This is a genomic window from Pseudomonas edaphica (assembly GCF_965277385.1).
In the GTDB taxonomy this organism is placed as follows: domain Bacteria; phylum Pseudomonadota; class Gammaproteobacteria; order Pseudomonadales; family Pseudomonadaceae; genus Aquipseudomonas; species Aquipseudomonas edaphica.
Map to the genome: position 1 here is coordinate 857,797 of NZ_OZ255725.1, position 24,150 is coordinate 881,946.

13 protein-coding genes are annotated in these 24,150 nt (G+C 55.5%); 6 read left to right on the forward strand and 7 right to left on the reverse strand.

Translation table 11 applies throughout. The features are described from left to right. Positions 1-59 precede the first annotated feature (59 nt). Entirely contained in the window at positions 60-551 is a 492-nt protein-coding gene (locus ACQY47_RS03540; protein ID WP_395600010.1) for a DUF2938 domain-containing protein, read from the reverse strand. A gap of 81 nt (positions 552-632) precedes the next feature. On the opposite strand from ACQY47_RS03540, the gene ACQY47_RS03545 reads away from it, so the two are divergent. Then, complete coding sequence (locus ACQY47_RS03545; protein ID WP_428555681.1) at positions 633-1,058, forward strand: helix-turn-helix domain-containing protein; 426 nt, start codon at positions 633-635, stop codon at positions 1,056-1,058. A gap of 222 nt (positions 1,059-1,280) precedes the next feature. On the opposite strand, the gene ACQY47_RS03550 is transcribed toward ACQY47_RS03545, so the two are convergent. Both ACQY47_RS03550 and ACQY47_RS03555 read right to left on the reverse strand, forming a co-directional pair. After that, on the reverse strand, positions 1,281-2,645 hold the full coding sequence (locus tag ACQY47_RS03550; protein WP_428555684.1) for an ArnT family glycosyltransferase: 1,365 nt from the start codon (positions 2,643-2,645) through the stop codon (positions 1,281-1,283). A gap of 183 nt (positions 2,646-2,828) precedes the next feature. Further along, positions 2,829-3,614, reverse strand: coding sequence for an AraC family transcriptional regulator (locus ACQY47_RS03555; protein ID WP_428555687.1), 786 nt, complete (start codon positions 3,612-3,614; stop codon positions 2,829-2,831). Positions 3,615-3,710: 96 nt separating this feature from the next. On the opposite strand from ACQY47_RS03555, the gene ACQY47_RS03560 reads away from it, so the two are divergent. Continuing rightward, complete coding sequence (locus tag ACQY47_RS03560; RefSeq protein ID WP_200434083.1) at positions 3,711-3,962, forward strand: hypothetical protein; 252 nt, start codon at positions 3,711-3,713, stop codon at positions 3,960-3,962. Positions 3,963-4,958: 996 nt separating this feature from the next. Here ACQY47_RS03560 and ACQY47_RS03565 read toward each other — a convergent pair. Next, positions 4,959-5,444, reverse strand: coding sequence for a hypothetical protein (locus ACQY47_RS03565; protein ID WP_428555692.1), 486 nt, complete (start codon positions 5,442-5,444; stop codon positions 4,959-4,961). A 169-nt stretch (positions 5,445-5,613) separates the two neighbouring features. On the opposite strand from ACQY47_RS03565, the gene ACQY47_RS03570 reads away from it, so the two are divergent. Further along, positions 5,614-6,633 carry an alpha/beta hydrolase gene (locus tag ACQY47_RS03570; protein WP_428555695.1) on the forward strand — a complete coding sequence of 340 codons (1,020 nt, stop codon included), beginning with the start codon at positions 5,614-5,616 and terminating at the stop codon, positions 6,631-6,633. 366 nt (positions 6,634-6,999) lie between these two features. Here the strand turns inward: ACQY47_RS03570 and ACQY47_RS03575 are convergent, their stop codons facing one another. The 3 genes from ACQY47_RS03575 to ACQY47_RS03585 form a co-directional block, all read right to left on the reverse strand. Continuing rightward, positions 7,000-12,207, reverse strand: a complete 5,208-nt coding sequence (locus ACQY47_RS03575) for a dermonecrotic toxin domain-containing protein (protein WP_428555698.1) — start codon at positions 12,205-12,207, stop codon at positions 7,000-7,002. Between the two features lie 110 nt (positions 12,208-12,317). Continuing rightward, a complete protein-coding gene (locus tag ACQY47_RS03580) occupies positions 12,318-14,342 on the reverse strand; it encodes a M3 family metallopeptidase (protein ID WP_428555701.1) in 2,025 nt (674 codons plus the stop codon). A gap of 328 nt (positions 14,343-14,670) precedes the next feature. Continuing rightward, a complete protein-coding gene (locus tag ACQY47_RS03585; protein WP_428555704.1) occupies positions 14,671-19,476 on the reverse strand; it encodes a dermonecrotic toxin domain-containing protein in 4,806 nt (1,601 codons plus the stop codon). A 352-nt stretch (positions 19,477-19,828) separates the two neighbouring features. Between ACQY47_RS03585 and ACQY47_RS03590 the strand changes: the two genes are divergently transcribed. From ACQY47_RS03590 to ACQY47_RS03600, 3 genes are all read left to right on the forward strand, one after another. After that, complete coding sequence (locus tag ACQY47_RS03590) at positions 19,829-20,020, forward strand: hypothetical protein (RefSeq protein ID WP_428555707.1); 192 nt, start codon at positions 19,829-19,831, stop codon at positions 20,018-20,020. Positions 20,021-21,264: 1,244 nt separating this feature from the next. Next, a complete protein-coding gene (locus tag ACQY47_RS03595) occupies positions 21,265-21,597 on the forward strand; it encodes a hypothetical protein (protein WP_428555710.1) in 333 nt (110 codons plus the stop codon). 1,577 nt (positions 21,598-23,174) lie between these two features. Next, positions 23,175-24,035, forward strand: a complete 861-nt coding sequence (locus ACQY47_RS03600) for a fimbrial protein (RefSeq protein WP_428555713.1) — start codon at positions 23,175-23,177, stop codon at positions 24,033-24,035. Positions 24,036-24,150 lie beyond the last annotated feature (115 nt).

Here is a 24,150-nt window from a genome sequence, read left to right on the forward strand (position 1 = left end):
CTTTGAGTAGCGGCACAAGTATGAAGTATCGGCGATGTCGCGCACATCAGCCGCGTCACTTACCAGCAGTGGCTGGAACATACTCCAGCCAGATAAAGCCCCACGCCGAACACCGCATGACTGATCAGACTGCGCAGGCAGTTCTTGCCCGGCGTGGGTGTCCTGGAGGAGGCAAACCCCGCGCCCATGGCAGGCTGTATCACACACAGCGGGACAGCCACGGTGGCGATACCCAGCACCAATGCCGGCATGAATGTGGGCGCCTGCAACCAGGCGATTCCTTCTATCCCCACCAGCAACAGCGCAAACACAACCCCCGTGACGTAGTGCGCGATCCAGCCCAGGGCCACCTCACCCTGCACGGGCGGCGCTTGTGCAATGCTGCGATGCGCAAACTGCCCGTGGCACGCATGCCCGACCCAGCGCCCCACGAAGGCGAAATTCAGCGTGGGCACCTTCAGTGCCTTCATCAACAGCATCCACATATCCATCACGACCGTAGCCCCGGCCCCCAATAAAATTACCTGTGCAGCCACGTGCAGCGATGCCATATCGACCTCTAATTCATGGACCCATTTAACCTGCGCAGGCATCATAGAAGTTGAAGTCAACTTCAAGTCAAGGGTCTGGTAATGGATATCACTGAGGTGGTCAAACGCACGGGCGTGCCGGCTCACACGTTGCGTTTTTATGCGAAGAAAGGGCTCATCACCTCCATCAGCCCGCCCGGCGCTCGCCGTCAGTTTGGCGCGGCGGTGATTGAGCAGTTGGCGGTGATCGCCCTCGGCCAGGCGGGCGGCCTGTCGCTGGACGAGATACAGGCCATGCTGTCCCCCAATGGCCAGGCCACGGTGGACAGAACGCTGCTGCTGGCCAAGGCCGATGAACTCGACGCGACGGTCAAACAACTGCAAGCCATGAGCCGCGGCTTGCGCCACGCTGCGGCCTGCCCTGCTCCCGACCACGCGCAATGCCCGAAATTTCGGCGGTTACTCGACATTGCCGCCGCGGGGGCGTTCAAGCGTGCCAGGCACGCGGGCGCGAGCCTGACACGTTAGTGTTCAGTTGACCTGTTGCAGGCAGCCGATCAAGGTCTCGATAAAGCCATGGAGCGCAGTAGGCAGCCTGCAATTTTCCAGTCACGGGGTTGGGTATGATGATCGCCTTGCTATTCGGCTACTTCCTGAACACCCGCCCGAACGACCACCCGATGCTCGACTGAGGTTGGCGCGTGACGTTTTTTTGTTTGGCTTGATTCCGGGTCCGGCTGCGAACATGCCCTACCAGAACCAATAAGGCAGAAACTTGGGTGTCGGCTCATCGGCCAATTCCAGGTGGTAAGTAATCGAATTGAAGAAGAACATATCCAGGACCAGGAAGGCGGCAGCACCAAAACACAACAGTACGAACTCCCGGTGTGGATGTACATGAAACCGTGACGTCACCCAAGGGCGAATGGCAATAAGGCTGATCAACCCGACACACGCGCCAAGATAGTTAGGCCGCAGCGGCGTCGCTGCAAACACGCCATAGAGGAAGGCAAGTAACAGCATGCCCAGGCCGACCATAGGTAAGTTGAGGCAGAACTTCAGCAACTTGTCGCGGGTACTTGCAAAGCGCTGGCTGCGATCCACGAAGATATACGCGGCCAATAATGAAATCGCCGGCGTAATCGAAAGAATGTAACGCGCTTTCTTGGAACTTGGAATCGTGAACAGTACGATCACCACCAATAACCAACCCGTCAGGTACAGCAGCATCTGAGTGGCCGGCGCCGGCGAACGATCCAAGAAGTGTTTGCCCTTCTTGATGATCACGTTTAATGCGATAAAGGCTGTGACGCCATAGGTGAGCAAGCCTGCAGAGAAGTAGAAGTAATAACGCGGGGCGTGATCAGTGCCAAAGCGCCCCAAGCCTTGCATAACCAGCACCTCTTGCACAAAAGCCTGCCCACCTTGCAGGTAGGCCGCGCCGCTCAGCACTGTGATACCTGCGGCCAGCACCAGGCCTGCGAGCAAGCAGAACACCACCAGCAGGCGCCATTGTCGACTTAACAGATAATAGGAGGCGACCACGCCCGCCGGGCCGATCAGGCCAATAGGGCCACGAAAGGCAAAGCCCAGCGCCAGGCCCAGGAGTACCGGCAGCACATGAAAACGGTGCGGGTGCAGTTGGCCCGCATAAGCCAGGTAAAAACACATCACGGTAAACAGCGCCGGGTAGATGTCCAGCGCCAGGGAATTCACGCCGTCCAGAAATGACCAGGTAAACAGCGCAAAGACCACCGCATAGGCGCCCCATTTTTTTTCGTGCAGGGCACCCAGCTTGTAGACAAACACCAGCATCAAGGCGGCCGCCACGCAAAAAGGCAGCCCCATCGACAGTATGGATACACGCCCAAACGGCAAGGAAACCAGGTACACAAGCAGTGTATTGAGCACCGTGTAATCGGGGTATGGCCGCAGGTCATCAGCAATGGGAAACAGTGTCACGCCATGGGCGAGCATATACTCGGCAAAGTCGACAAAGCGTGTGGTGTAGTTGAGCACGGCCGGTTTGTATTGCAGGACAGCCAACACAATAAACGCCAGTATAAATATAGCTGAACAGGGTTTGTTTACAGCCAGTTCCTTTAGCCTTTTCATGCGAACCTACTGCCGTTTTAAAACGCGCAGGCTAGCATGTTGTTTTTTCGAGCATCCAGACCGCAAAGGTAAAGAGTTGTAAAGGTTATACGCCCTGCTTATTCAGTTTAATTCGACCTGAACAACAGCTGAATAACCATCATTAAAAGTGCAAACCACTAACTTCAGGTATTGATTTTTTACTCATAAACTCTCATGCGTTGTGAAGTAACGCCCAGGCGTCACCCCAAACGTGCGGCGAAACAGCGCGATAAAAGCACTGACGTTGTCATAGCCCAACTCCAGCGCCACACGCGTGACCGGCACACCCGCCGCCAGCCTCTCCAGCGCGCGCAACAAACGCACGCGCTGGCGCCACGCGGTGAAACTGAACCCCGTTTCCAACACAAACCGACGTGTCAGTGTGCGCGGGGCGATGCCCGCCCATGTCGCCCATTCCTGCAGGTGGCGCTCGTCATCAGGGCAATCGGACAGCGCCTCGGCGATCTTGCGCAGGCGCGCATCCTGAGGCATCGGCAAGCCCAGGGTCACACGCGGCAAGGTTCGAATCTCATCCACAATCACCCCGGCCAAGCGTTGCTGCGCAGCATCCAGTTCAGGGCTCTGCCAGGCGGCAGCGCGCATCACCGCCTCGCGCAAAAGGCCGGAGGTGGCCAGGATGCAAGGCGTATCCGGCAGCTCGACACAGCCCTGCGGCGACACGTAGACACTCCACCCCGCGAAGGGACCATGGGAGCGCGCGCCATGGGAGACATTCGGCGGGATCCACACCGCATGGGTCGCCGGCACCACCCACTGGCTGGCGCCGGCGTCCACCGATAACAAGCCCTGGCGTGTGCCCAGCAACTGCCCACGCACATGGCAATGGCGCTCGGTGATACGCGGTTCAGCGCCCACTCGGACCACGGCGACAACCAGCGGGGCATCGACAGCCGTTAATACCGAAGTGGGAATCAGCGGAGCGGACATAAGTGGCCTTAGCGGACTATTGATTGTCTTCAATAGCGTACCCAGGCCACATTGGTGCGTCTATAGTCGCAGCCTCAACTCCCAGGAATACACAACATGCGCGCCGATGAACTGTTACCCGATGATCAGAATCAGACCGAACGCCACGGCGTTGTCATCCGCAAAGGCAGCGTAGGTGCCTTCCTGGTGAATGCCCAGGCCTGGTGTGACCCAAACACCGATGCACAGCTGCGAACTGTCGCCGAGCAAGACCTGCTGGCGTTGCTGCCGGCATTACGTGCCCTTGGGCTGTTTGAGGTGTTCACGATTCGAGACCCGCAGTTGCAGCGCCTGGTAGATCAGTATTGAGCGCACGGCGGGCGGGTTACTACCAGGATGCAGCCGATCTGCTGGCGCAATACGCCCGTGCGGATGGCGGCGCGCAGCTGAGTTAAAACAACCCAGCCTACGTAATGCCAGCCAGTTAAGCGTTCGAGCTGACAATCACTGACCCGTGGCGAGGGCGCTTGGCCCCGCTGGAGTGCGTAGCAGTCCCATTTTTGGGGCCGCTTCGCGCCCCAGCGGGAGCAAGCTCCCTCGCCACAGTTGCGAGGCGACAAAACTCAGAACACTGTTTATCCACACAGCATAAAAAATGAAGCACGCTTGCGCTGTAGAAAAATAGCGCTATAACGGCAGTCATACGCTTCGGGCCATGTCGACCCGCATTCAAGCACGCACTTTACTTAAGGATGAGTATCATGAACGACGACTTGCAGCAGTCAGGCGCTACCACTACCACCCAGGCCACCGTCTCGCAGGAGCAGATCAAAGCCGCAAGAGTCCTGGATTTCACCTGGGCACCTGACGCCAACACGACCAGCACCATCGTCTCGACAGATTACTTCGACTACCAGGTTGATACCTCCACACGCTCTACAGCAACCCAGGGGTGCGAACAAATACGCTCAATCCACTCGATGAGCTGCAAGCCAGTACCTTCCAGGACGGCCCGGTCTTCCTGGCGTTGCGCGTCAGGCCTGGTGCTTGACACGCTGACAGCAAAGCGCTGGCCAAGGAGGCGCTCAAGGCCAGCGCTGGCTGTATGCTGCTGATGCACTTGCCCGCTGTTCTTTTTTTGAACACTGCAAACGCCTTCAACACTAATACATTACCCATTCGCCCCAACGGTGATTCCAATGGCCCAAGACCGACACCCGCCGGCCCCTGAGAGCCGGCTAATCCGCCAGGCCACGCCTGATGACGTACGCGCCTTGGTGGAGTTGGATGCCTACGCGGCAGCCCACGCTCATCGGCGCGTGTTTATCCATGACGCGGTGATTAGCCAACGATGCCTGGTCGCCGTCACTGCCGGTGAATGCGCGGGCTACCTGGTGTTGACTGATCTCCAAGTGACCAGCCGTAGGCCAGGTTACGTTCTGGGTCTATGACCAGGTAATAGTCGTACCCTGCATCGTGGCAACTATAGAAACTTGCTCGGCCTGACGCCTGTACATCCTTCAAGCCACGGAAGAACTCTTCAACCTCGTAGACCCATCGGGATCTCGGCAGGCGCAATTGGTCGGCCAGCAGTTCGCTACATTCCTCGGGTGGCCTATTGGAAGCACTCGCGTAACTAAACCAGACCTCGTTCGTATCAATATCATGTGCTTCACGAATGCCAACTGCCGAGGCTGGCAATTGGCTCGGCAGCCACCGCCCTTGCCCTATCGCGTCGGCCTCGAGCGCCGCCGCATAGGATTCATAGCGGCTTGATGAAATGTCCAGTCGCCCGCACGCCAACAGGGCCAGTGGAACGAACAAGAAAAATAGTTTTATCCGCAAAAGCATTCAGCTACTCCACACAAAAACAAAGAGGACGGGGCAACCCTGTAAGCATGCGGCCAACCAACCCTCATGATCCTGAAGGCATTCTCATAGGGGAACAAACGGCGAAACATACCGCTCAGTATAGTGTTGCCGCTTCGCCTCTACCGGCCGGCAAGCAGGAGGATAGCCTTTGTCCACTTCCACGCTGACTTCGCGTGTTTACAGCACGCCCCGCCATACCACGCACTATCTGGAGTCGGGCCCGGCCGATGGGCCGTTGATGATCTTCCTGCACGGCTGGCCAGAACTAAGCCTGATCTGGCGCGCGCAGATCGAGGCGTTCGCTGCCCAAGGCTGGCACTGCGTTGCACCCGACATGCGCGGCTATGGTGGCTCCTCTGCGCCCTCCGACATCAACGCCTACACCCTTGAAAACATCGTGGCCGACATGGCCGAGCTGCATGAGCATCTCGGTGGGGCACCCGCCATCTGGGTGGGCCATGATTGGGGCAGCGTGGTGGCAGGTGAACTGGCCGCCCATCAACCGCAGCGCAGCCGTGGCGCGGTGCTGGTGTCGGTGCCGTACTTCCCGAGCACCAACGCACTGCCCACGCTCATCCCGCTGGTGGACCGAACGCTCTATCCGGCGGACCAGTACCCTGACGGTCAATGGGATTACTACCGCTACTACAACACGCACTTTGCGTCTGCTGTCGCTGATCTTGATGCGGATAAAGCCGCATCGCTGGCGTCGATTTATCGGCGAGGCGACCCGGCGAATATCTCCAAGGTGGCATCAAACGCGCAAGTGACCCGCAAAGGTGGACGGTTTGGCGAGGCGCATCGGGCGCCACCCACCCAACCAGACCTGGCGCTATGGCCGCAGGCGGATTTCGCTGCACTGGTACGCAGTTTCGAAGCGCATGGTTTCCGCGCGCCCTGCGCGTGGTATCTGAACGACGATGCCAATATCGAGTATGCGCATCGAGCGCCCGATGGCGGCCGCCTGTCATTGCCCGTGTTGTTTGTGAATGGCGATTACGACCCGATGAATACCATCAAGGGCAATCGGTTGGGCGACCCCATGCGTGCGGCTTGCGCAGACCTCAGCGTAACCAGCGTGTCCGGCGGGCATTGGTTGCCGGTGGAGTGCAAGACGGAACTGGTTGAGGCTATAAGCACTTGGCTGCTGGTTAGAAAACTCGGGTGACGGTCGAGAAAACGAAAAAAGACACCGACGTGTCTAGCTCGTAAATCGCAGGCAAAAAAAGCCACTCGATTGAGTGGCTTTTTCTTTGTGTCTGGAACAGGGAAACGAGTTTCTTACTAAACGCCTATCCCTTTGAAATCGTTTAGCTTTTAAGTTCATAAACGCTTTCAATGAACAAGAATATGGACGACGTCTTTGGGCGTGGCAAGCCTGTAATAAGCGCATTGTTCCACGCGCTGCTTCAGTGCGGCAACGGACCGAAGTCACGCGCGATGCCTTGAAACTCACATGGGCCTCTGCTCCGCAGCTTGTGCAGGCACAAGCGTCAGGGCGATGGCCAGACGCTGTAGTCATGAGCATTGCGAATCAGGGCGAATTGCCGGTTAGGCCAACAGGTCTCTCTTTTCGGCGTCCCAATTGTGCAATCAGGTAGGCGACGGAGTCGGCGTTGTTAAGTACCGTAACGATGCGTTTAAGCGGATCGGTACGAAAAATTTGCCGGGCATCGGCGAGGGTTTGGGTGCCAGTGACGGTGAGCAGCCTGTCCAATACAGGCTGTGTTGATGTGCCCGTGGCAGGGTCTGTTTTGAGGCCGGTGGCAATATCGACAACCTGGAACAACTCCTGCGCCGGGGTGTTGAGCGACAATCTTGAAAGCTGGCGGTTTTCCAAAGCTGCTTTAGTGTTACTGCCCGTAGCGGTTTGGGGATCGATCAGGTCATGAAAGGGATGGGTGGACTGCACGTAAGCCAAGTCCAACGTCGCACACACATGATGAGTGATTTCGTGAATGAGGGTGGTCGCACGGGCATGGACGTTGACGTAGAACGGCTTTATCAACAGATGACTGTAATTCAGACCTGGGATAAAAAATGCCTCGGTCAAGTACACCAGTTGAAGGGGGTCGGGGACAATCGTAAAGGCCATCACCTTGTATACCCCCTGAAGTGCCGGCATCCGCGAGCGGCCAATCACAAATCGCGTTGAATTCGGCGAGGCCAAGGAGGGCTCGATCAGCGCGCTGCACACCTTGTCGACGATCTCCTGGATTTTTTCAAGGTGTTCGACCTCAAGTGTCTGCAAACCAAAAAACGCTTTGATCTGTTTGATGAGTTCAGGTGCAGCAAGGGGCGTTTGTGCGAGCAGGCGTAAGTTTTCCTGGGCGTTCCTGGTATAGAACGTGGCCAATGCCAGGGCCTCGGTAATCATCAACGATTCCTGAGCGTATAGCGCTCGAATCTCGCGCATGCCGCTGGCCAATATATTCATGCTGGGGCGCGCAAATGGCTCGGAGTAGAACCGATTGGCCAGTCGCGCAAGGGTTCGTCGCCCCGTCAGCAATGGGTCAGTGCTACTGAGCATCCACTGTTGTCGAGCGTTGCTGTGCACCACAGGACCGACTTCTCCATCACCGGTGATACGCCAACCCGGCCCCTGCTTGATGACTTGGAATACTTTCCCTGCCACCGCCGCGTAGTAGTGGCTGGAGGCCGACCGGTAAAGGTTGAGTGAGGTATCTTTGATCAGGCTAGCCAAGCTCGGCTCAAGGACCTCGAAACGCTGGAGCCGGGTGCGGGAAGCAGCGGTAATGTCCAGCGCGGGCCAGGACACCACAGAGGTCACGGGTGTGGAAGGCAGCGGGATAGGCTCGGGTGCCGAGGGTGTGCCGCCCTCTGAAACAAGAGGCATGGAATCGCGCAAACCGACCAGCAAGGCGACCCCGCCGATGAAATGACCCAGTGCCTCATGCCATTGGTGTTCCTGCAGCTCCTCGGCAGAAGCCTTGAACAGTTTATAGCTCTGCCAGACCACCAAGGGGTAGGCCAGTTTGCCAGCCAAAAACACAATGGCCTCCTGCACCCCCTCAGAGAACACGGCCTTGGCCGTATCCCAGGCAGTGCCTGCATCAGCCACTTTTTGGCAGCCCAGCAATGTTGTCAGCAGCTCGACATTGTCGGTGAACAACTGTTTGAACAACGGAGTGTTGATGGGGTTGCATGCCAGCTGGAGGGTGGTGCTGGCTTGGGGTTGCTCCAGTGCGTTTGTCAGTGCCGCTTGGTCAACGGCCGGGACCACTAGCCGAACCCAACGCTGTAAGGCGCCCGAGGCTGTCAGCTCAGCACGGAGTGCGGCCTCAACGGTATATTCCTTGAGGGTGTAGCCTGGACTATAGGGGGCATAAAGGATTTGAGGTCCCTCGTCACCTGAGGCGGAACCGATCAAATAAGCCCCGGGAATTTTGATGATTTTCTTCCCGTCATCCACCAGCAGTTCCAGAGGGCGGATCATGGCGTTGGCGTTCACTACTGTCGCACGGGCGATAGCATCGGGCATGTCCATGATCTGTTGAATGAGCCCGAACGCCGCCGGCGAAAGCTGGCCTTGCAACGTCATGCCATGAGCGTATTGCATCAGTTGCCACGGCAGTTGCTTGGCGAATCGCGTAGAGCGTTGCTCAAAGTCCGGGCTGGCAGGGCCCAATACGGATTGGACGTACGTTTGGTAAGCCGCATTGATGTTCAGCGCCTGTATCCGCGTTTTCAGCGTCTGCGCATCCAGGGTGTCAGGCAACGGCGTTGTACTGGTGCTGGCGAAGAAAGGCACCTCATCGTTCCAATACGATTGATGACTCAAGGCATAGTCCAGCAGCGACTGGTTGCGGGCCGGCGCACTGCCCTGCGCCGGCAGCCCGACTTCGATTTCATCAGGTGTGACGCTGTCCTGATCGTCAAGGTCCTTCAGTAAAGTGCTGAGCTTCTTGCGCGTGAACTGAGCCACAGAGTCGATGCCGTGCAAGTAATCCTGATTGTCGGTGACATTGTTTCGATACTGCTCCAACAATTCGGCATAGAGCTGTTGATCCACAGCACTGGCTTTGCCCAACCATTGCAAACCCTGTTGCAGAATCATGGCCTGGACCATGTCCTTGGCACGCTGCACGTTGGTGGGCGCCAGGTTTTGTGTGGCTTGAACCTGCCACAGCTTACGCAACTGTTCGACCGACAGTGTCATGGACAGGATTTGAGCCAATTCACGGTCTTTTTGTTGAGCATAGGTCCGTTGCAAGTGCTCGACGAGGTTGTCTTCGATCAGTTCAAGAGAACCGAATGCATAGCTCGGATGTGAATCCCAGTCCGGTTGCGCCAGGTTCGCCAGGAAGGCCTGTCGTTCGTCCGGGATGGCCAGCCGTCGGTCCATCTCGGCTTTGAGGTGACTCAATGAATGGAAACTTTCCAGGCCCAACGCCGGCGTCCATAGCAGCGTGCGACCGCAATATTGAGGGTCAAGCCCGCCGCGCTCGGTCAGCACGAAACAGTTATTGAGTACCAGCGGGGTATTGCGCCCAGCAGGTGCGACCCGCAAAGAAAACGCGTCAGGGCGGAACCCATTGACACTCAGGCGTAAGTCTCTGGCGTAAAGACCCAGTACGGTTAAGAGCACTTCGTAGTCGAGGGGCAATAAAGCATTGTTCCAAAGCCTGAATTGCATTTCCCCGGTCAAGCCCATCTCCATTGCTCTTCTCAGCAAGGGTTCCATGTTCGGGTACACACTGTGGGTTCTACGCAGATACTGCTTAAAACCGCCGATTGCGCTGTCGATCTGCGTATTGAAGGCACTCAAGTCCATGCCCGAGACCTTAATGGCGGGTTTATCAGGAGAGGTTGAGTAGACGTGGGTGTTCAGCGGATCGATGAGTGGACCCACTTCGCCACATAAACGCGCCAGAAAATAGTCGACCATGCTGCTGGATGACAGCAGTTGAGGTTTGTCAGTATCACTTGAGGGGTTGCTGTATTGGCGTACCGAGAGGCACGCAGCCTGCAGGTTTTGCTGTTTGATAGCGTGCAGTTTGGTGTTGAGATAGGTGGTGACGGAACGCTCCAGAGAGGGGCGCAACGCTACGTGTTGTTCGATTTCAGTGCTGACGTTTTCGAGCAAATGCACAGTGGTGCGCATTGCAGCAAGCGTTGGCGGAACTCTGGGTTCTGTCGCCGTCGCCGTCCAGGTGTCAGCCAACTGGGTACTCCAGCGGCCCATGGGGTCGAGGGTCAGTAATTTTGGATCAATCATGCCACGCACATCCAGCACATGGTCGACCAGGGCGTCAAGGTCCATCGTGCCCTGGCTCAGTCGATACTGATCGAGGGCGTATTCAAGGTTGCAACCTTGTTTTTCAATGATCCCGTCCATGATGCTTTGGAAAATAACCCCGGTGATCGGGGCTGTGGTGACGTCGCAGGCCAGCAGGTTGACTTCGTTATAGCGTTCCGGCCTGGACAGATGACGTCTCCAGTCATCGGCATGCTGCTGGGGGTTGAGACTATCGAAAAGGTGGGTTTTCAGGGCACCCAGCTCGGTAAACGATTGCAGGCCTCGGTGAGGGGTATAGAGCAGCCAGGGCGAGCCATCGTCGCTTTTGTTACTGCTGATGATGAAGGTGCCTGCCAGCTCGACGGGGGACTGTTCAGGCTCGCTCAGCAGTGCCTTTTCAACATCAACGGCGGGAGCCTGCGTTGTCGCGGGCAGCGCAGCCTTGAGCGGCAAGGCGTGTAGTTGCAGACGCTGGTCAACCGTAATCGTCGTTTGCTGTTGTTGCTCCAGCACCACCGTGAAAAAGGCATTGGCCATGGCATGGGTAAAAAGTTGCACCCGCGAGAACCCTACGGCAGCCGGCAGCGCCCAAAATGTCTTGGGCTGTTGCTTCATATGTGTTTTCAAACCCAGGGCCAACCCCTGGACGGATACGTCCCAACGCAACTGATCGTCAGCCTCCTGAGTAGACTGCTGGGAATCCGGGACGCGTTGGGGGTTGTAGTAGCGCCGTGTTTCGCCCGCAGGCCAGCCATTGGCGACGAAATACATGAGGACGGTTTCGCTCAAGGAGCGGGTGGTGGTGTGTCGGGACGTTGGCGTACCAGAATTGCCTGATTCGCTGGATGCGTCGATGACATAACTCTGCACTTGGATTTGGCGCTGATCGACACCTGTAAAAGACTGCGCCAACTCAGTGGAAATGTATTCATCCAGCAGAGAAGTGAAACTGGGCAGCTTGAGCAGCTCCTCGCGCATCAGACGCGCATTTTCGAGCAGGTTATTGGAGAGGGTCGTATGTTGTGCTTCGAAGACAGCGCCAGCCACGGTCTGTGTGGTAATCGTCAGGGTTGCAGTAGGCGTCAGGGTTACTTGCTGGGAGATGGAAAGGTAATCAAGCAACGCTTGGCGCTGCGACGAGTCTTTGAGCCACGACTTCAGTTGCGTCTTGAGTGTTTCATGGCTTTCCAGCTTTTCCAGACCACGAGCGGGCGTATAGAGAACAACCCCACCTTCCGGAGCGGGGCTCATGACGAATGTACCCGCCAATTCAATAGCCGGTTGACCGATCACGTTCAGTTGCAGGGTTTGAACGTGCATCGGCGCTTTTTGTGACCGCCGCAAAGCATCGGTGGCCAGATAGACCGAGTCGAACCAGTCAAGGTCCTTGAGGGTAAAATTGCGAGCGCGTTGGCGCTCGCTTAGCTGCGTGCGATCGGTTTGGGTTTCGCTGAAAAAATACGGCGGGTGGTCAGTGCCCATTGAATGCTTCCATGCCGGATTGGCTGCTGAGGTGAGCAACCGTGAGTGATCGGAGAGGATCACTCTGGCGTTTCAAGTTTCAGCCGAGGGGCTAAATATGCACCCGTGCTTTATGCCCCCGTGGCATGCTCGACACACCGCTCGCCTTCACCCCGGAAAAGCGCAAGTGAGCTCAACAGCGTACCGGTATCCCCCTCAGTGATGAACGCGTCCCGGAAGGCTTTCCCGGTCTCTGGGTTGAACAGGCCATCACGCTCAAACCGTTCAAAAGCTTGGCGGGCCAGGACACCAGACCACTTATAGGAACACATTTTGGCCCCATAGCTACCCATCGGTTGCTCGAAGCTGTTGATCGGGCGGGCGTCATCAGGCCATTGCAAATGCCCGATTTCAACGTTGGCATGGGTGAAAACCTCATGAGGTGTACGCCCGTCGCCGTAGGTACGGTGTAACTCGAAGTCAACGAGACCCGTGAGCAAAATACTGGCAGTTTCCTGACTGGTCTGGGTGTGAACAAATCGGCTCATCTGAGTGGCCAGATCTTCAGGCAAGGGATCTCCCGTCTGGAAATGTCCGGATAGCCAGTTCAGGAAGAATGGGGTAAAGCCGAATTGCTCCAGCACTTGGCCGAAAAACTCCGTCGTATCATGGCTTAATTGGCCCATACCGGAAATCGCCCGGTAGGGGGCAGCGCTCAACAGATGCTGCAGGCAGTGGCCGAACTCATGTAATAAAACCCTCAATTGCAGATGATCCAGCAAGCAAGGCTGGGTCGCTGCAGGTCTTGGTAGCTGGCTGCGTAACACAGCTATCGGCCGTTGTGGACGCCCCTCGGCAGTCATCCGATGAGTGCGCAAGCCCGAGGCGGCGCCAATCTCGCCGCCCGCCACGCGGCGATAAGGGTCAATAAACAAATGTCCGATCGGCTCCGCGTACTCCCGAAGTTCAAATACCCGCACATCCGGGTGCCAGGTATCGACAGTGTTTTTTTCGATCAGCTCAACGCCGAACAGCGTTTTGGTGAAGGTGCACAAGCGTTGCAGCACCGTTTCCAACGGGAAGTAGTTGCGCATTGCGTCCTGGGAGACACCCGCTACGTCCTGGCGAATTTTTTCCGCGAAAAAGTCGTAATCCCACGGTTTCAGAGCATCGACTCCCCGTTGCGCGGCATAGCGCTGCAGTTGTTGTGTCTCATGGGCAAATGTCGTGCGTGCCAGATCAATCTGTTGCTGAAGAAATGTGGTGACCTCATCGGTCGTCGCTGCCATTTGGTCCACCAGCGCCAGTTCGGCGAAATTGGCATAGCCCAGCAGTTGGGCTTTCTGGTGACGGCTGTCGAGCAACACGGTCAGAACCAGTTCATTGTCGGTGGCAATGGCGTCAGGGCCGGTGCCCACGGCACGACTGTAGTAAGCCACCATCATTTCCTGGCGCAGGGCTCGATGCTCGGCGTAGCTCATTACATCCTGAAAGGATTGCTCGGAAAGGGTTAATAACCAGCCATCCAGGCCTGCGTCCCGAGCCGCGACCTCCATGCGGGCCAGGACTGCGTCAGGCAGTCCGCTCAGCAGCGCCTTGTCTTGAATATGCTTGCGCCATGCGTCGCTGGAATCTTTCACACGGCGCAAAAACTCTTGACTGAATTCCTCGATTTGCAGGTTCAACGCCTTCAGCCTTAGCTGCTTCTCAGGAGATAGATCAAGGCCTGCCAAGTGGTACTTACGCAGTATTTTACGTAACGCGCTTTGGCGTTGTTGATTGAAAAGGGCCGCAATCGGGCTGTCGGCAAGTTGTCGGTGAAGCTGATACAGATCATGGTTCGCGGCTAACTCGGCGCTGTACTGCATCGCAAGCTCATAACTGCGGTGTGATGCCTGCTTCCAAATCGGCTCTTGGGGAATAGAGTCAAGCAGTTCAATAACTTTAAGAACGCCATCCAGGCGCGCCTCCAGCTCCTCCACGGCATGCACCAGGTCATCCCAGGTGGGGAAAAGAGCCTGGCTGGCAATAATCGTGGCGGTGGCGCTGCGGCTTTCAGCAATGATCTGCTCAATGGCGGGCACCAAGTGTTCTGCTCTGATGGCTGAGAACGGTGGCAACTCGTAGGGCAGTAGCAGTGGATTGCTTTCAGACATGAAGTCACTCTTCAAAGGTAGCTGTCGAAGCAGCCAGCCTAGGGAATGAATTGTCGTTGGAGGAGTAGATAGATATGAGCAAAGCCACAGCGCGGAGAATCGGATACTTCGCGTTCTGCCCAAGCGCCTCGCGCAGGGAGTCACATGCCCTTAGGCGCTCACTCGCCATCGGCCCCATCGAATACATTTAAGTTTCAATAACATAAACGTATTCGATGGACAAAATTCCGGACTCCTTTAGGCATGACAAAGCCTGTGATGAGCACATTGTTTCACTCACAGCCCTGGTACGAGCTCACCCTGTTTAACCACGCCCTTATCACTGTGCTCACCCAAGCAAGTTGAGAAACAGCTTGTGATCCAACGGTGGCGTCACATCAGCATAGATCACCTTCAGCACGGCACTGTCGTTGGAGCCGGCGTTTCGCACCAGATCCTTCTGCAGCAGAAACCGCTGGTGAGCCAACTTGAGGTGAGCAACGCTGTAGGCGCTGTCCACTACGTCGGTATTGGCATAGTGAAAATGGGCATACCAGAGCACGTTCGATTGGTTCTTTTCCCGAACTGAAAATTCAGCGACGTAGTCACCACTGGCAGTGGGCTGACGCCGATGAACCAAGTTGATATCGACCTTTCGGTGAGTCCACAGATAGTCGACGTTTTCCTGAGTGGGGCGTTGTGCCTTGTAGCCCGTGCTGCAGTAGCCCCGCCCTTCCTCAAGCATGCTGGTTACCTCGGTTCGGTACTCGCGCAACAACGCCGACACGCCGGGTTTGTCAGCATGGGCGGCCTCAATTTCGTCAATGATGCCACTGAGTTTATTGGCTTGCTGCGTCAACATGATGTCCCAATCCATTGGGTTGACATGTTCACGACGTGTTGGGTCTTGCAGTTTTTTCATCTGGAAATGGATGGAGCTGCGAATGCCATTTTTCTGCTCTATCAGTTGATTGGCAGCGATCTTCAGGTTTGCCAGGGAGCGACGAGGCGGCGTGGGTGTTGGTCTTGCAGGGCCGGCAATCACCAATTCCTTCCAGACCCCTTCATCGGGGTGCTCGACAAAACTGGCAACCGGCTGCTGATTGAACGGGTCGCGAATATCCATGACGGCCACCTGCCCCTCTGTTTGCGCCGCCCGGACGTCACCGATCAACGTGCCGCGACGTTGGGTTTTAAAAGCTCGATGGGTAGAACCCCTGGGCTCTCGAAAGGACGACGCAGGTGTTGGTGCGGCTATCCCCTCCTCCTCACGAACCAATGCCGCCAAGTCGGATTCGGCACTGATGCGGGCCTGATCCAGCCGCTCCACGAAACGCGCCTGGTAACCAGGGCGACTCAACGCCGGTTCAAGCCCGTGCAGTGAGTCGGATGCAGTCGCAAGCACCCCATACTGGTTGATCAAGGTCGCCAGCACGGCCTTGCGCTCGCTGACCGAAAAATGCGCATAGGTCCTTAGCGCAATGTGAGAAGACGTCGCCAATCGCAGATTCTGCTCATGGAGAAACTGGTAAAAATGCTGGACCGAAGGGGCGTCCGTCAGCGCGAGCCTGTCGATGCTCAAGGTTCTGAGCAGGTTAAGATTGTTCAGTGCAACGTTGAACGGGTCGGCCATCTCCTGGGTGGGCAGCGACTTGATAAACGTCCGACTCTCCCCCAAGCCTCGGGTGGAATCCTGGGCCTGCTCATTCAGCGTGGCCTCCAGGGCATAGGTGTCTTGAAGCAGTTGCTGTTCGCGCTCGTTCATCTCCATGTAGCGGGAAATCAGGTCCTGATAGGCCTCGGGTGTTCGGGTCGGAGTGTTCGGATCGATACGCTGGACAATCTCGCCAATGGACTCACCCCGTGGTGAAAAACTGCTGTCCATGGCCAGTGCCAAATGCAGATTATGGATAAGCAATTGCGTGGCGCTGATGGCGCCATATTCACTGGAACGGGCGCTCTCGAAGTCGCTGGTTTCCAGCGCCGCTTCAGCGGGTTTGATCGCTTTGATCAGCGCGCGTCGTGCATCAATCAAAAGAGCCGCCTGCGACACGAACGCTTCCAGCGCACTGTTGAATGACTCAAGCAATGCCGGGCAGGCGGCTTGTTGGTCTTCGTGCTGTTTCTTCAGGAAAGTAACTTTTCGCTCGTCGGTATTTTGATTGAGCAGTGCCCACCAGTTTCTGAGCTTCTTTCTGGCAGCTAGATACGGCTCCCGCTGAGCTTTTACGTTGTCGAAACGCGCAGTCATCACATCCGCCACGCGCGCGGTTTCCAGGTCAAGCCGGCGTTGTTCGGCTTTCATTTTCCTCTTCGCTTTACGATTTTTCTCTTGTTGTGCCTTGATCTGATCGCCCGGCGCGCCACCCCACAGCTTCGGCGCAAGATCCAAGGTCCAGCGGCCGCTGCCATTGCTCTTCAACCATGGCCCGGTGCGTGATGAGTCGAGCGCGTCAACGATAAACACACGGCTCGACTCTTGGCTTACGCGGTACAGGTCATGGCCAATCAGGGCATGCAAACCATCGTCAAGGCGGTAAAGACCTTGGAGCGGCCCGGTCATGATCGGCACCGGCAGTTGGGCGGGACGAGGCACTTTGAAACCCTCGACATAAGCACGCTGACTGGTACTGAGGTGGTTCAAGGCGTTAGAAAAGGCAAAATCGAAGACCGTTCGGCCCTCTGCAATCGGTACGTCAGGCAAGGCTACGGTGCTCGCCGCCAGCCTGGCCCCGGTGGGTAGGCTCCCAGAGGGACGACGCACGGGTGCCAACACCAACGCCGCATCGCGTGGATCGGCCGCGATCAAGGGTTTACTGGGCTGCGTGCTGCGGGTGACGTGCAACAGTGCCAGGCTGAGGCTGCTCAACAGGTCGATCCAGGCCAGCTCTCGCGTAACGGGATCGCTGCTCTGCAGTGCAGGAATGTCCTGGTTCAAGCTTTGGGTCAGCATCAACAACCACGCGACCGACATCGCAGAGCCTTGCAACAGGGGCAAGAGCAAGGTGTTGAGCAACAGCCCACCGCCTTCCAGCAGCAGTGCCCAACGGCTTTCAGCATTGGACACCGACTCGCGATCTGCCAAGTCCACCAGTGCCCGTGCATGTTCGCCAAACAGATACGGCAGTAAGCGGCCATTGCTCAGATGTTGCAGCAGCTCCTCACTGCCCTCATCGGCAGCCAACGTTGCAGGAACGGGTATCTCCAGACGGTCGAACTCAGACCCCATGCCAAACCGGATGATATGCGGCTCATTGAAGCCCCCGTTGGCATACACCGCTCGCGCAGGTTCGCTAAGCCACATCAGCACGCTGTCCTGCAGTGCGCCAGGCAGGGCCATCGCCGCCAACAAGGCCTCGCGGTTGGCGTACTGAGTCAACAACTGCGGATAGAGCGGGCGATAAAGAACAACCGGGCCAGGCTGGAGGTCCTGTGCTTCGATCACAAACATGTTGTCGACCTTGTCCGGCTGGGCACCCGGTTTGCGCAGCAGTGCCAGCGAACGGATAACGATGTGGCGGTCCTCGACAACACGTTCAGCATCACTGAATTGCATCAGCGCAGCGACATACCGATAGCCCTGCACCGTGAACCCCTGTTGCCCCTGGATCGCCAGCGCCAACGCCCGCAACGGTAGCTGCGCTCGCAACTGCTCACCGAATAGCCGTTGGCGCTGCAGGGTTTCGTCGCTATCGGACAGCAGCAGGCGCTTGAGGTAGTCCGGGTAGGTTTTGCCGATGTCCACGCGCTGGACCAGATCAGTCAGGTAATCGGGGGTGGTCCAGTCCTGGATCAATTGACCGCCGGTGTGCCCTATGGTCATCGAGCCCTTGGGCTTGCCAACGAGGTTGCTCAAGGCGAGATCAGTCAGTGACAGTGTTTTGCGCTGAATACTTCCCGCACCGCCTGGGTAGCCTGCGGCCACTGCAAATGTCAGCTCCAGTTCGTCAGGGTTATAGCCAGGCGCGATCGGTTGATCGATCAGCATCTGCGCATGCAGGGCGCTCGCTGCAAAGGTCCTGATATCACTTACTCCGTCCAGAAAGGACTGCCCTTGAGCCTGGGTTTTAGCAGCGGCGAGCTCCAATAGATGGGTGCGATAGGCCAGGCGTTGAGCCTCCGAGGCGCTTTTCAACCAGTCGGGCAGTTGGGCGGCCATAGGCACTGTGGTAGGTGTCGGAGTCACAAATAAGCGAGTGGGATCGCTCACGGCATCATACTGCTGCTCCAGCTTATGAAGCCCTTGATGAGAGGGTAACGGGATAGCCGCCAGGTCCTGCAACTGCTGATTGAGCACCGCAGCCGCCTGGACGTCGAACACATTGCCATTGGGCTGGTAACGCTTCCACGTGATCTGGTCCGCAACAAATGCGCCGTCGATCTTCGACTCCCAGTAGCGATCAAACTCATCCTGAGAAGCAAATGACACGACGCCTCCCGCTAAAGGACACAGCAGGATCAACGATGCGTTGACCACCAGCAGGTCCGGCGATAACAGGGTGAACGAGGCCCCCGCCCGGGTGAGCGTCGTTTCCATGACATAGACGTGAACAGCCTTCGACTGCAACGCTGCGAGACGGTCGAGTCGATCCGGGTAGTCCGTTACCTGTTGGAGAGCATTACGGGCTGCATGAGCGAATGATGGGGCGATGGCGGTGTTGATCAGGTTGCTGCGCAGCAACTCACTGAGCCAGCGCCAACGGGTCGATCCGCCCTCGGTGTCTTGGTCCCAATACGCGATCAGTGCCTGCTGAAAAGCAATCGGGACAATGCCAGGCAGCTCGCGGATGACTTGCTCAATCACGCTCATATCTACAGCTGGCGCATCTACACCTGTGGGCGCCAGCGGTGTTGGTGCGTTGTTGGTCAGGAAATGATCCCGCGTGTATTGCGTTGAGAAATCCAGTGAGGTGCCGTTACCCAGGTGGTCGAGCGCGACATTGAGCAAAAACCGTAAGTCCCATCCATTCAATGCATTGGGTACGGCAAGCTTGGTGGTGACGAGGTTGAAGGCCAGGGTTGGATAGGCTTCTTTGATGCCCCTTTCCAGCCATTGGCCGACGACGGAGATCAAGGTGGGGTGATGAATGAACTGCACGCCGACGGCTCTGGCGATCAGGTTATCGGGAATGGTGTCAGGTGGGTTGATGGGCATGGAAAACGTCCTTTTTGTCCGTGGAGGCTCCGAAACCCGATGTGGGGGAGCTGGGCAAAAAGGAGTACCACGCAGGTGGAGACGGCGGCGGTAATGCGCTACCACTTTTCACCTACCCACCGGCAACCTGACGATTGATGCCGGTTTTGCAGGCACTCCATTCCATCGCGCCTTGATTCAGTCGGCTTTGAAAGATCGCTCCTACGCCTCTAACAAGCACTTCCGACGGCCCCTTCTGAAAAACCGAACAGTCGCGAAAAATGACGAGCCCCTCTCTCCGATAAACGTTATTTATTCAGTTGTTCCGGGCAAGAAGCCCATGCATCCATTCGCCTCATGAAGGGCTAGATTCATGCTAAATACTTCGTTTATTTCTTCACTGCGTACCGCCGTCGGTACATCCCTGCGCACCCGCCCACTCAATCGAGCGGAAGAGCGGCTGATCCGCTACTACCGCTTATTGTCAGAACAGGATCGTGAAGCGGTGCGCTGTCTGATGTTTGCGGTCAAGGAAACCAACCGATCCGAACGCCCTCGCCAATAAAAAGTGACACAGCTATCTGTCAGCGAACAATGAAACACCGGCTGGGTTGGACACTTGGCCCAGGGCCTTCCCGATGGAGTTTTCCTACCCAGCCGAAGCATGCCTGCAGCCCCCAAAAACAACTCCACTGTGAGCGTGATTGGTACCGCGACCTCGCCGCCGAAACATTTTGCCCTCCTAGAGTACGAAGCCCACCGCCGTGGAGGACCTGCGTATTCCCATGCCCGCCTTCGCCACTCTCCTACCCCGATTTCCCATTGGCGGCCGGATCATCTCCCACTGTGTCGACCCCTCATCCGACGGGATCTGCTCGACGTGCGCCGACACATTTGTGGCGAATTGGCGATATGCGTGCAGGGCATCGGTGCTACAACGACGCGGCTCTGGAACTCGGCGGTTACCTGCTGTCGTCCAAAAAAAAGACGCCTAAGCGTCTATTCCGTAAATCCCAGGCAAAAAAAAGCCACTCGTTAGAGTGGCTTTTTCTTTGTGTTTGGAGCGGGAAACGAGACTCGCATCTGACGCCCTACCCATTGAAGTCGAAGGGGTTTCTTTTCTTTCCAGAGCAGGAAAAGACTCAATTCTGGACTTGTTTTGGCCGTGTTTCAAGGGCGAAAAAGGGTTAATTCTATGTAAGACTATTGGATTCTGCGCATAAACGATCGGACGAAAAATCATCACACGGAAGGCGCTGCCACCCAGCTCTTGCGTTCCGTGAACCATCACGAACCGAAGAACACGCGACGCTCATGATCTCTCGCTGGATACTGATGCACACCGGCGTACAGCTTCCCCCCTAGTCTATGCGCTTCGAGCATCGGTGCTGGTCCACGGCTTGCCCTATGCCGATGAGCCCCCAGTGCAGATGCTCGCATCGGGCGAAAAGAAAACTCAGCGGGCCTACGCCCTGAGTCGAAAAACCTATCTTCCTTCCGACTTTCGCTTTCTAAGACGCAGCTAGCTCCCAGTACTCGATTAGTGGAATTCAGTGACATGGAGTAGCGAAAGCAGAAGGAGAGAGTCACCCTCGGATTATGCCAGCTTTTTGTGATCGTTCTTGGTCGGCTCCACCTGTCGTGAGCGGCAGCTGCCAGCATGATAGGCAGCAGATGGAAACGCCGACATTCGCCGGTATCTGCTGGACCTTACCAATTGAGGTTTCCCCCCAGCGATGCTTTACAACGGATTCTGGTCATCCTGATAGAATCGATCAGGCTATAGATAACACCCTTTAGAGAAATGGCATGAATACAGAACTGATAGAAGATGAGATGCGCCGGGCGCTATTCGGTCATCCTGAGCCCCCTGCGCCGGCAACTCACCCAAAAGCGCAGGACACAGTCTCGGATGTTGTGTTCGTGCAACCGGTGAAGGCAGCGAAGAAAAAGCCAGCCTCAAAAGGCTTCACACCTAGGTTGAGAGTCACGCTCCGAGTGGGAAATGAATTCGAAGGCGAGATGCAGGAGATGGTACATGAGGCCGATACGCTGAGTTCCTTACTTGCAGAACAAGAAGCTACTAAGACGGCCAGAAAAAAATTCAGGTTTGTGGAAGTGGTATCGGTCAAGTCGATGTAAGTGGGTACTTCTCCATGGCTCACTCGCCGAGGCATTAAACCGCATTCGGTTCCCGGGGATCACCCAACAGGCTCGTATCGAATGAGGCCTCAAAGATTAGCCATACCCTGGACTTGATTCAACATGATCACTCCGTATTGATATCAATGTTAATTGGTCGCCAGCCCAAGCTATATAACTGAGGGTGTCGACAGGCAGAAATCGGCCAAAGGCGGACATTCGCCTTTAGCCGAATGCTAGAGAATTCCTCCGCTTTTTACTTTGCCAAGCAGATCTCTTTCCCAGCGATTTACCGTTCACCCGTTGCCCCAGTGAAGGAAAATTCCTCACCACCCTTTCGGGGTATTCGCGTGAGTCAAGTAAGGTGATTTTGGCGGACGCTTACACTATTGAGGAAGCTTCAATGCGGCCATTAATTTCGTAGAAAAGGAAATTGAGCGACTTGGATTTAAATGCCTAGTAAAAAGCGATATGAAAGGTGCCATCGCTCAAGGCGGTATATTGTGCACTGTCATTGGAGTTGTTTCTTCACTTGTTGGGTTGCCTTAGACGCTGGGGCTACTGTCGCTAGCGCTGGCCACACTCTAGCGACCTACAACCCCGACTACGAAATCATAAAAGACTACGTCAATAAAAAACTGAAAGTCGTATACAAAAAATAGCACACCATCACTTTGCGCTTCAGCGCACATCCTAAACACTTAATAAAACCACACGCAATGGACGCTGCAAATGATAAATATAAGCCTATCAAAAGCAATACTAATCGTTGGACTTATAGGGGTGACGCTCTTTGCTTTCGACGCTTTACGAGAAAGACCGTAAAAACTTGAACTCAAATAAAAATTAATCGACTCAGGGCTTTCTGATCAATGGAAAAGTGGGAACGTCATTTTATTGATAAGACACGAAGAGCGATGTGACCGTTCAAGCAACTCATGTTTAAGCTCAAATGAATGAGTCACACGCCTTGGAGGCGAGAAAGCACAAGAAACAGGAACCCATTCTTAGGGAGATAATCCTTCTATTACTTAACTCACGGACACAAAAACCACACGTCATGATGGTTACGGACCTTCATCGGTGCCGAAATCGTTTTATCTTTTTCGCGTCACGATTTGTCCGTCGCGCTGTAAGATTCCTCTGATTTTATCATCAGCGCTAACTGGTGACCATTAGTAATAATCTTGCGGCACTCCCACTTCATTACAAAAGCTCGAAGTAACCGCCACTGAAGACAAACCACTCACCGTACTAACCCAGTGTTATTACATTGAGCCTGGCGCACCCGCCGACAACCACTTTAATAAAGGCAGACAATAAACTAATGAGTTTCCACGAATACAAAACCTGAAAGAGACCCAGAGCATGAAATACAACTTATCCCATGGACAGATCTTTTTCAGAAAATTAAACAATCAATTCATTAGCACCACACAAAACCCACAATGGCAACCTATATGACATGCACATTTATTACGCCCAAGCGACTGATCCTAACTGTACTTTTATTAACTTCCACCCCCTCATTCGCATTTTGCGCCTTCAAGATCGAAACGGGGGGCACAGAACAAATAATGAACGTAAACCTTCCCAAAACAATTACACTTCCCAGGAACACTGCTGTCGGTGCTACTCTATTTGAATCCTCCGTATATTCATTCGGCGCTACAGGTTTCCAATGCCCAACAGCAGTCCCTTTTGGAGTAAAAAATAATTTGGGAAGCACGACCCTAGGATCGGACCTATTCCCTATAGGCAACACCGGTCTTTCCTGGCAGTTTATTCGCTATATGCCGGCCAGAGTCGCTGTCAACGCGTTGGGATCTACTACCTTACCCTACCACGACACCGGCTATAATATTAGCACGTCCACAGCGGCTATACGTATATTAGCAACAGGCATTATAGCGAGCGACACTACTATTCCGGTTGGCGACATTGGGTCTTTGATGGCAGACAATCTGAAATTGGCAACTTTTCGACTCGTCAACACTACCCAGCTCGCCTCTAGCTCGTGCGAGACACCTAATATCAACGTAAAAATGGGCCAACATCGACTGGAGGATATCCCCAATGATGGCTCCCCCTCGAAAAAAGCCATTTCCTTTAGTCTTAAACTTAACAACTGCCCAGCGGGAATCAACAACGTCAGTTATACGCTCACCCCGACCTCGAGCGCCCCTTCACAAAGTAATCTTCAAGGTGTTATAAACCTCAACCAAAACTCAACCGCAAAGGGGATTGGCTTGCAGATTACTGACGGTAATCTGTCACCCATAGTGCTGAACCAAGCCAAGACATTCAATGAGTATTCAAACAAAGGCGGAAACTTCACAATCCCTTTAAACGCACGCTACTTAAAAATTGCGAAGGGGTCGAGTGTAATCCCAGGCACCGCTAATACCGAAATCACATTTACCATGAGCTACCAATGATTGGGAGCTTGCCGACGGGTCTATCAAGGGCATACCTCCATAGACGGGAATAGTCGTGACATATCATATTTCTCGCCTCCGCATATCCCACGCATGAGCCAGACTGCTCACAGAC

Excerpts from the sequence above, each read along its gene's own strand:
- ACQY47_RS03560 (WP_200434083.1), top strand. The coding sequence starts at position 3,711 with ATGCGCGCCGATGAACTGTTACCCGATGATCAGAATCAGACCGAACGC.
- ACQY47_RS03600 (WP_428555713.1), top strand. The coding sequence starts at position 23,175 with ATGAACGTAAACCTTCCCAAAACAATTACACTTCCCAGGAACACTGCT.
- ACQY47_RS03545 (WP_428555681.1), top strand. The coding sequence starts at position 633 with ATGGATATCACTGAGGTGGTCAAACGCACGGGCGTGCCGGCTCACACG.
- ACQY47_RS03575 (WP_428555698.1), bottom strand. The coding sequence starts at position 12,207 with ATGGGCACTGACCACCCGCCGTATTTTTTCAGCGAAACCCAAACCGAT.
- ACQY47_RS03590 (WP_428555707.1), top strand. The coding sequence starts at position 19,829 with ATGCTAAATACTTCGTTTATTTCTTCACTGCGTACCGCCGTCGGTACA.
- ACQY47_RS03565 (WP_428555692.1), bottom strand. The coding sequence starts at position 5,444 with ATGCTTTTGCGGATAAAACTATTTTTCTTGTTCGTTCCACTGGCCCTG.
- ACQY47_RS03540 (WP_395600010.1), bottom strand. The coding sequence starts at position 551 with ATGGCATCGCTGCACGTGGCTGCACAGGTAATTTTATTGGGGGCCGGG.
- ACQY47_RS03580 (WP_428555701.1), bottom strand. The coding sequence starts at position 14,342 with ATGTCTGAAAGCAATCCACTGCTACTGCCCTACGAGTTGCCACCGTTC.
- ACQY47_RS03550 (WP_428555684.1), bottom strand. The coding sequence starts at position 2,645 with ATGAAAAGGCTAAAGGAACTGGCTGTAAACAAACCCTGTTCAGCTATA.
- ACQY47_RS03585 (WP_428555704.1), bottom strand. The coding sequence starts at position 19,476 with ATGCCCATCAACCCACCTGACACCATTCCCGATAACCTGATCGCCAGA.
- ACQY47_RS03595 (WP_428555710.1), top strand. The coding sequence starts at position 21,265 with ATGAATACAGAACTGATAGAAGATGAGATGCGCCGGGCGCTATTCGGT.
- ACQY47_RS03555 (WP_428555687.1), bottom strand. The coding sequence starts at position 3,614 with ATGTCCGCTCCGCTGATTCCCACTTCGGTATTAACGGCTGTCGATGCC.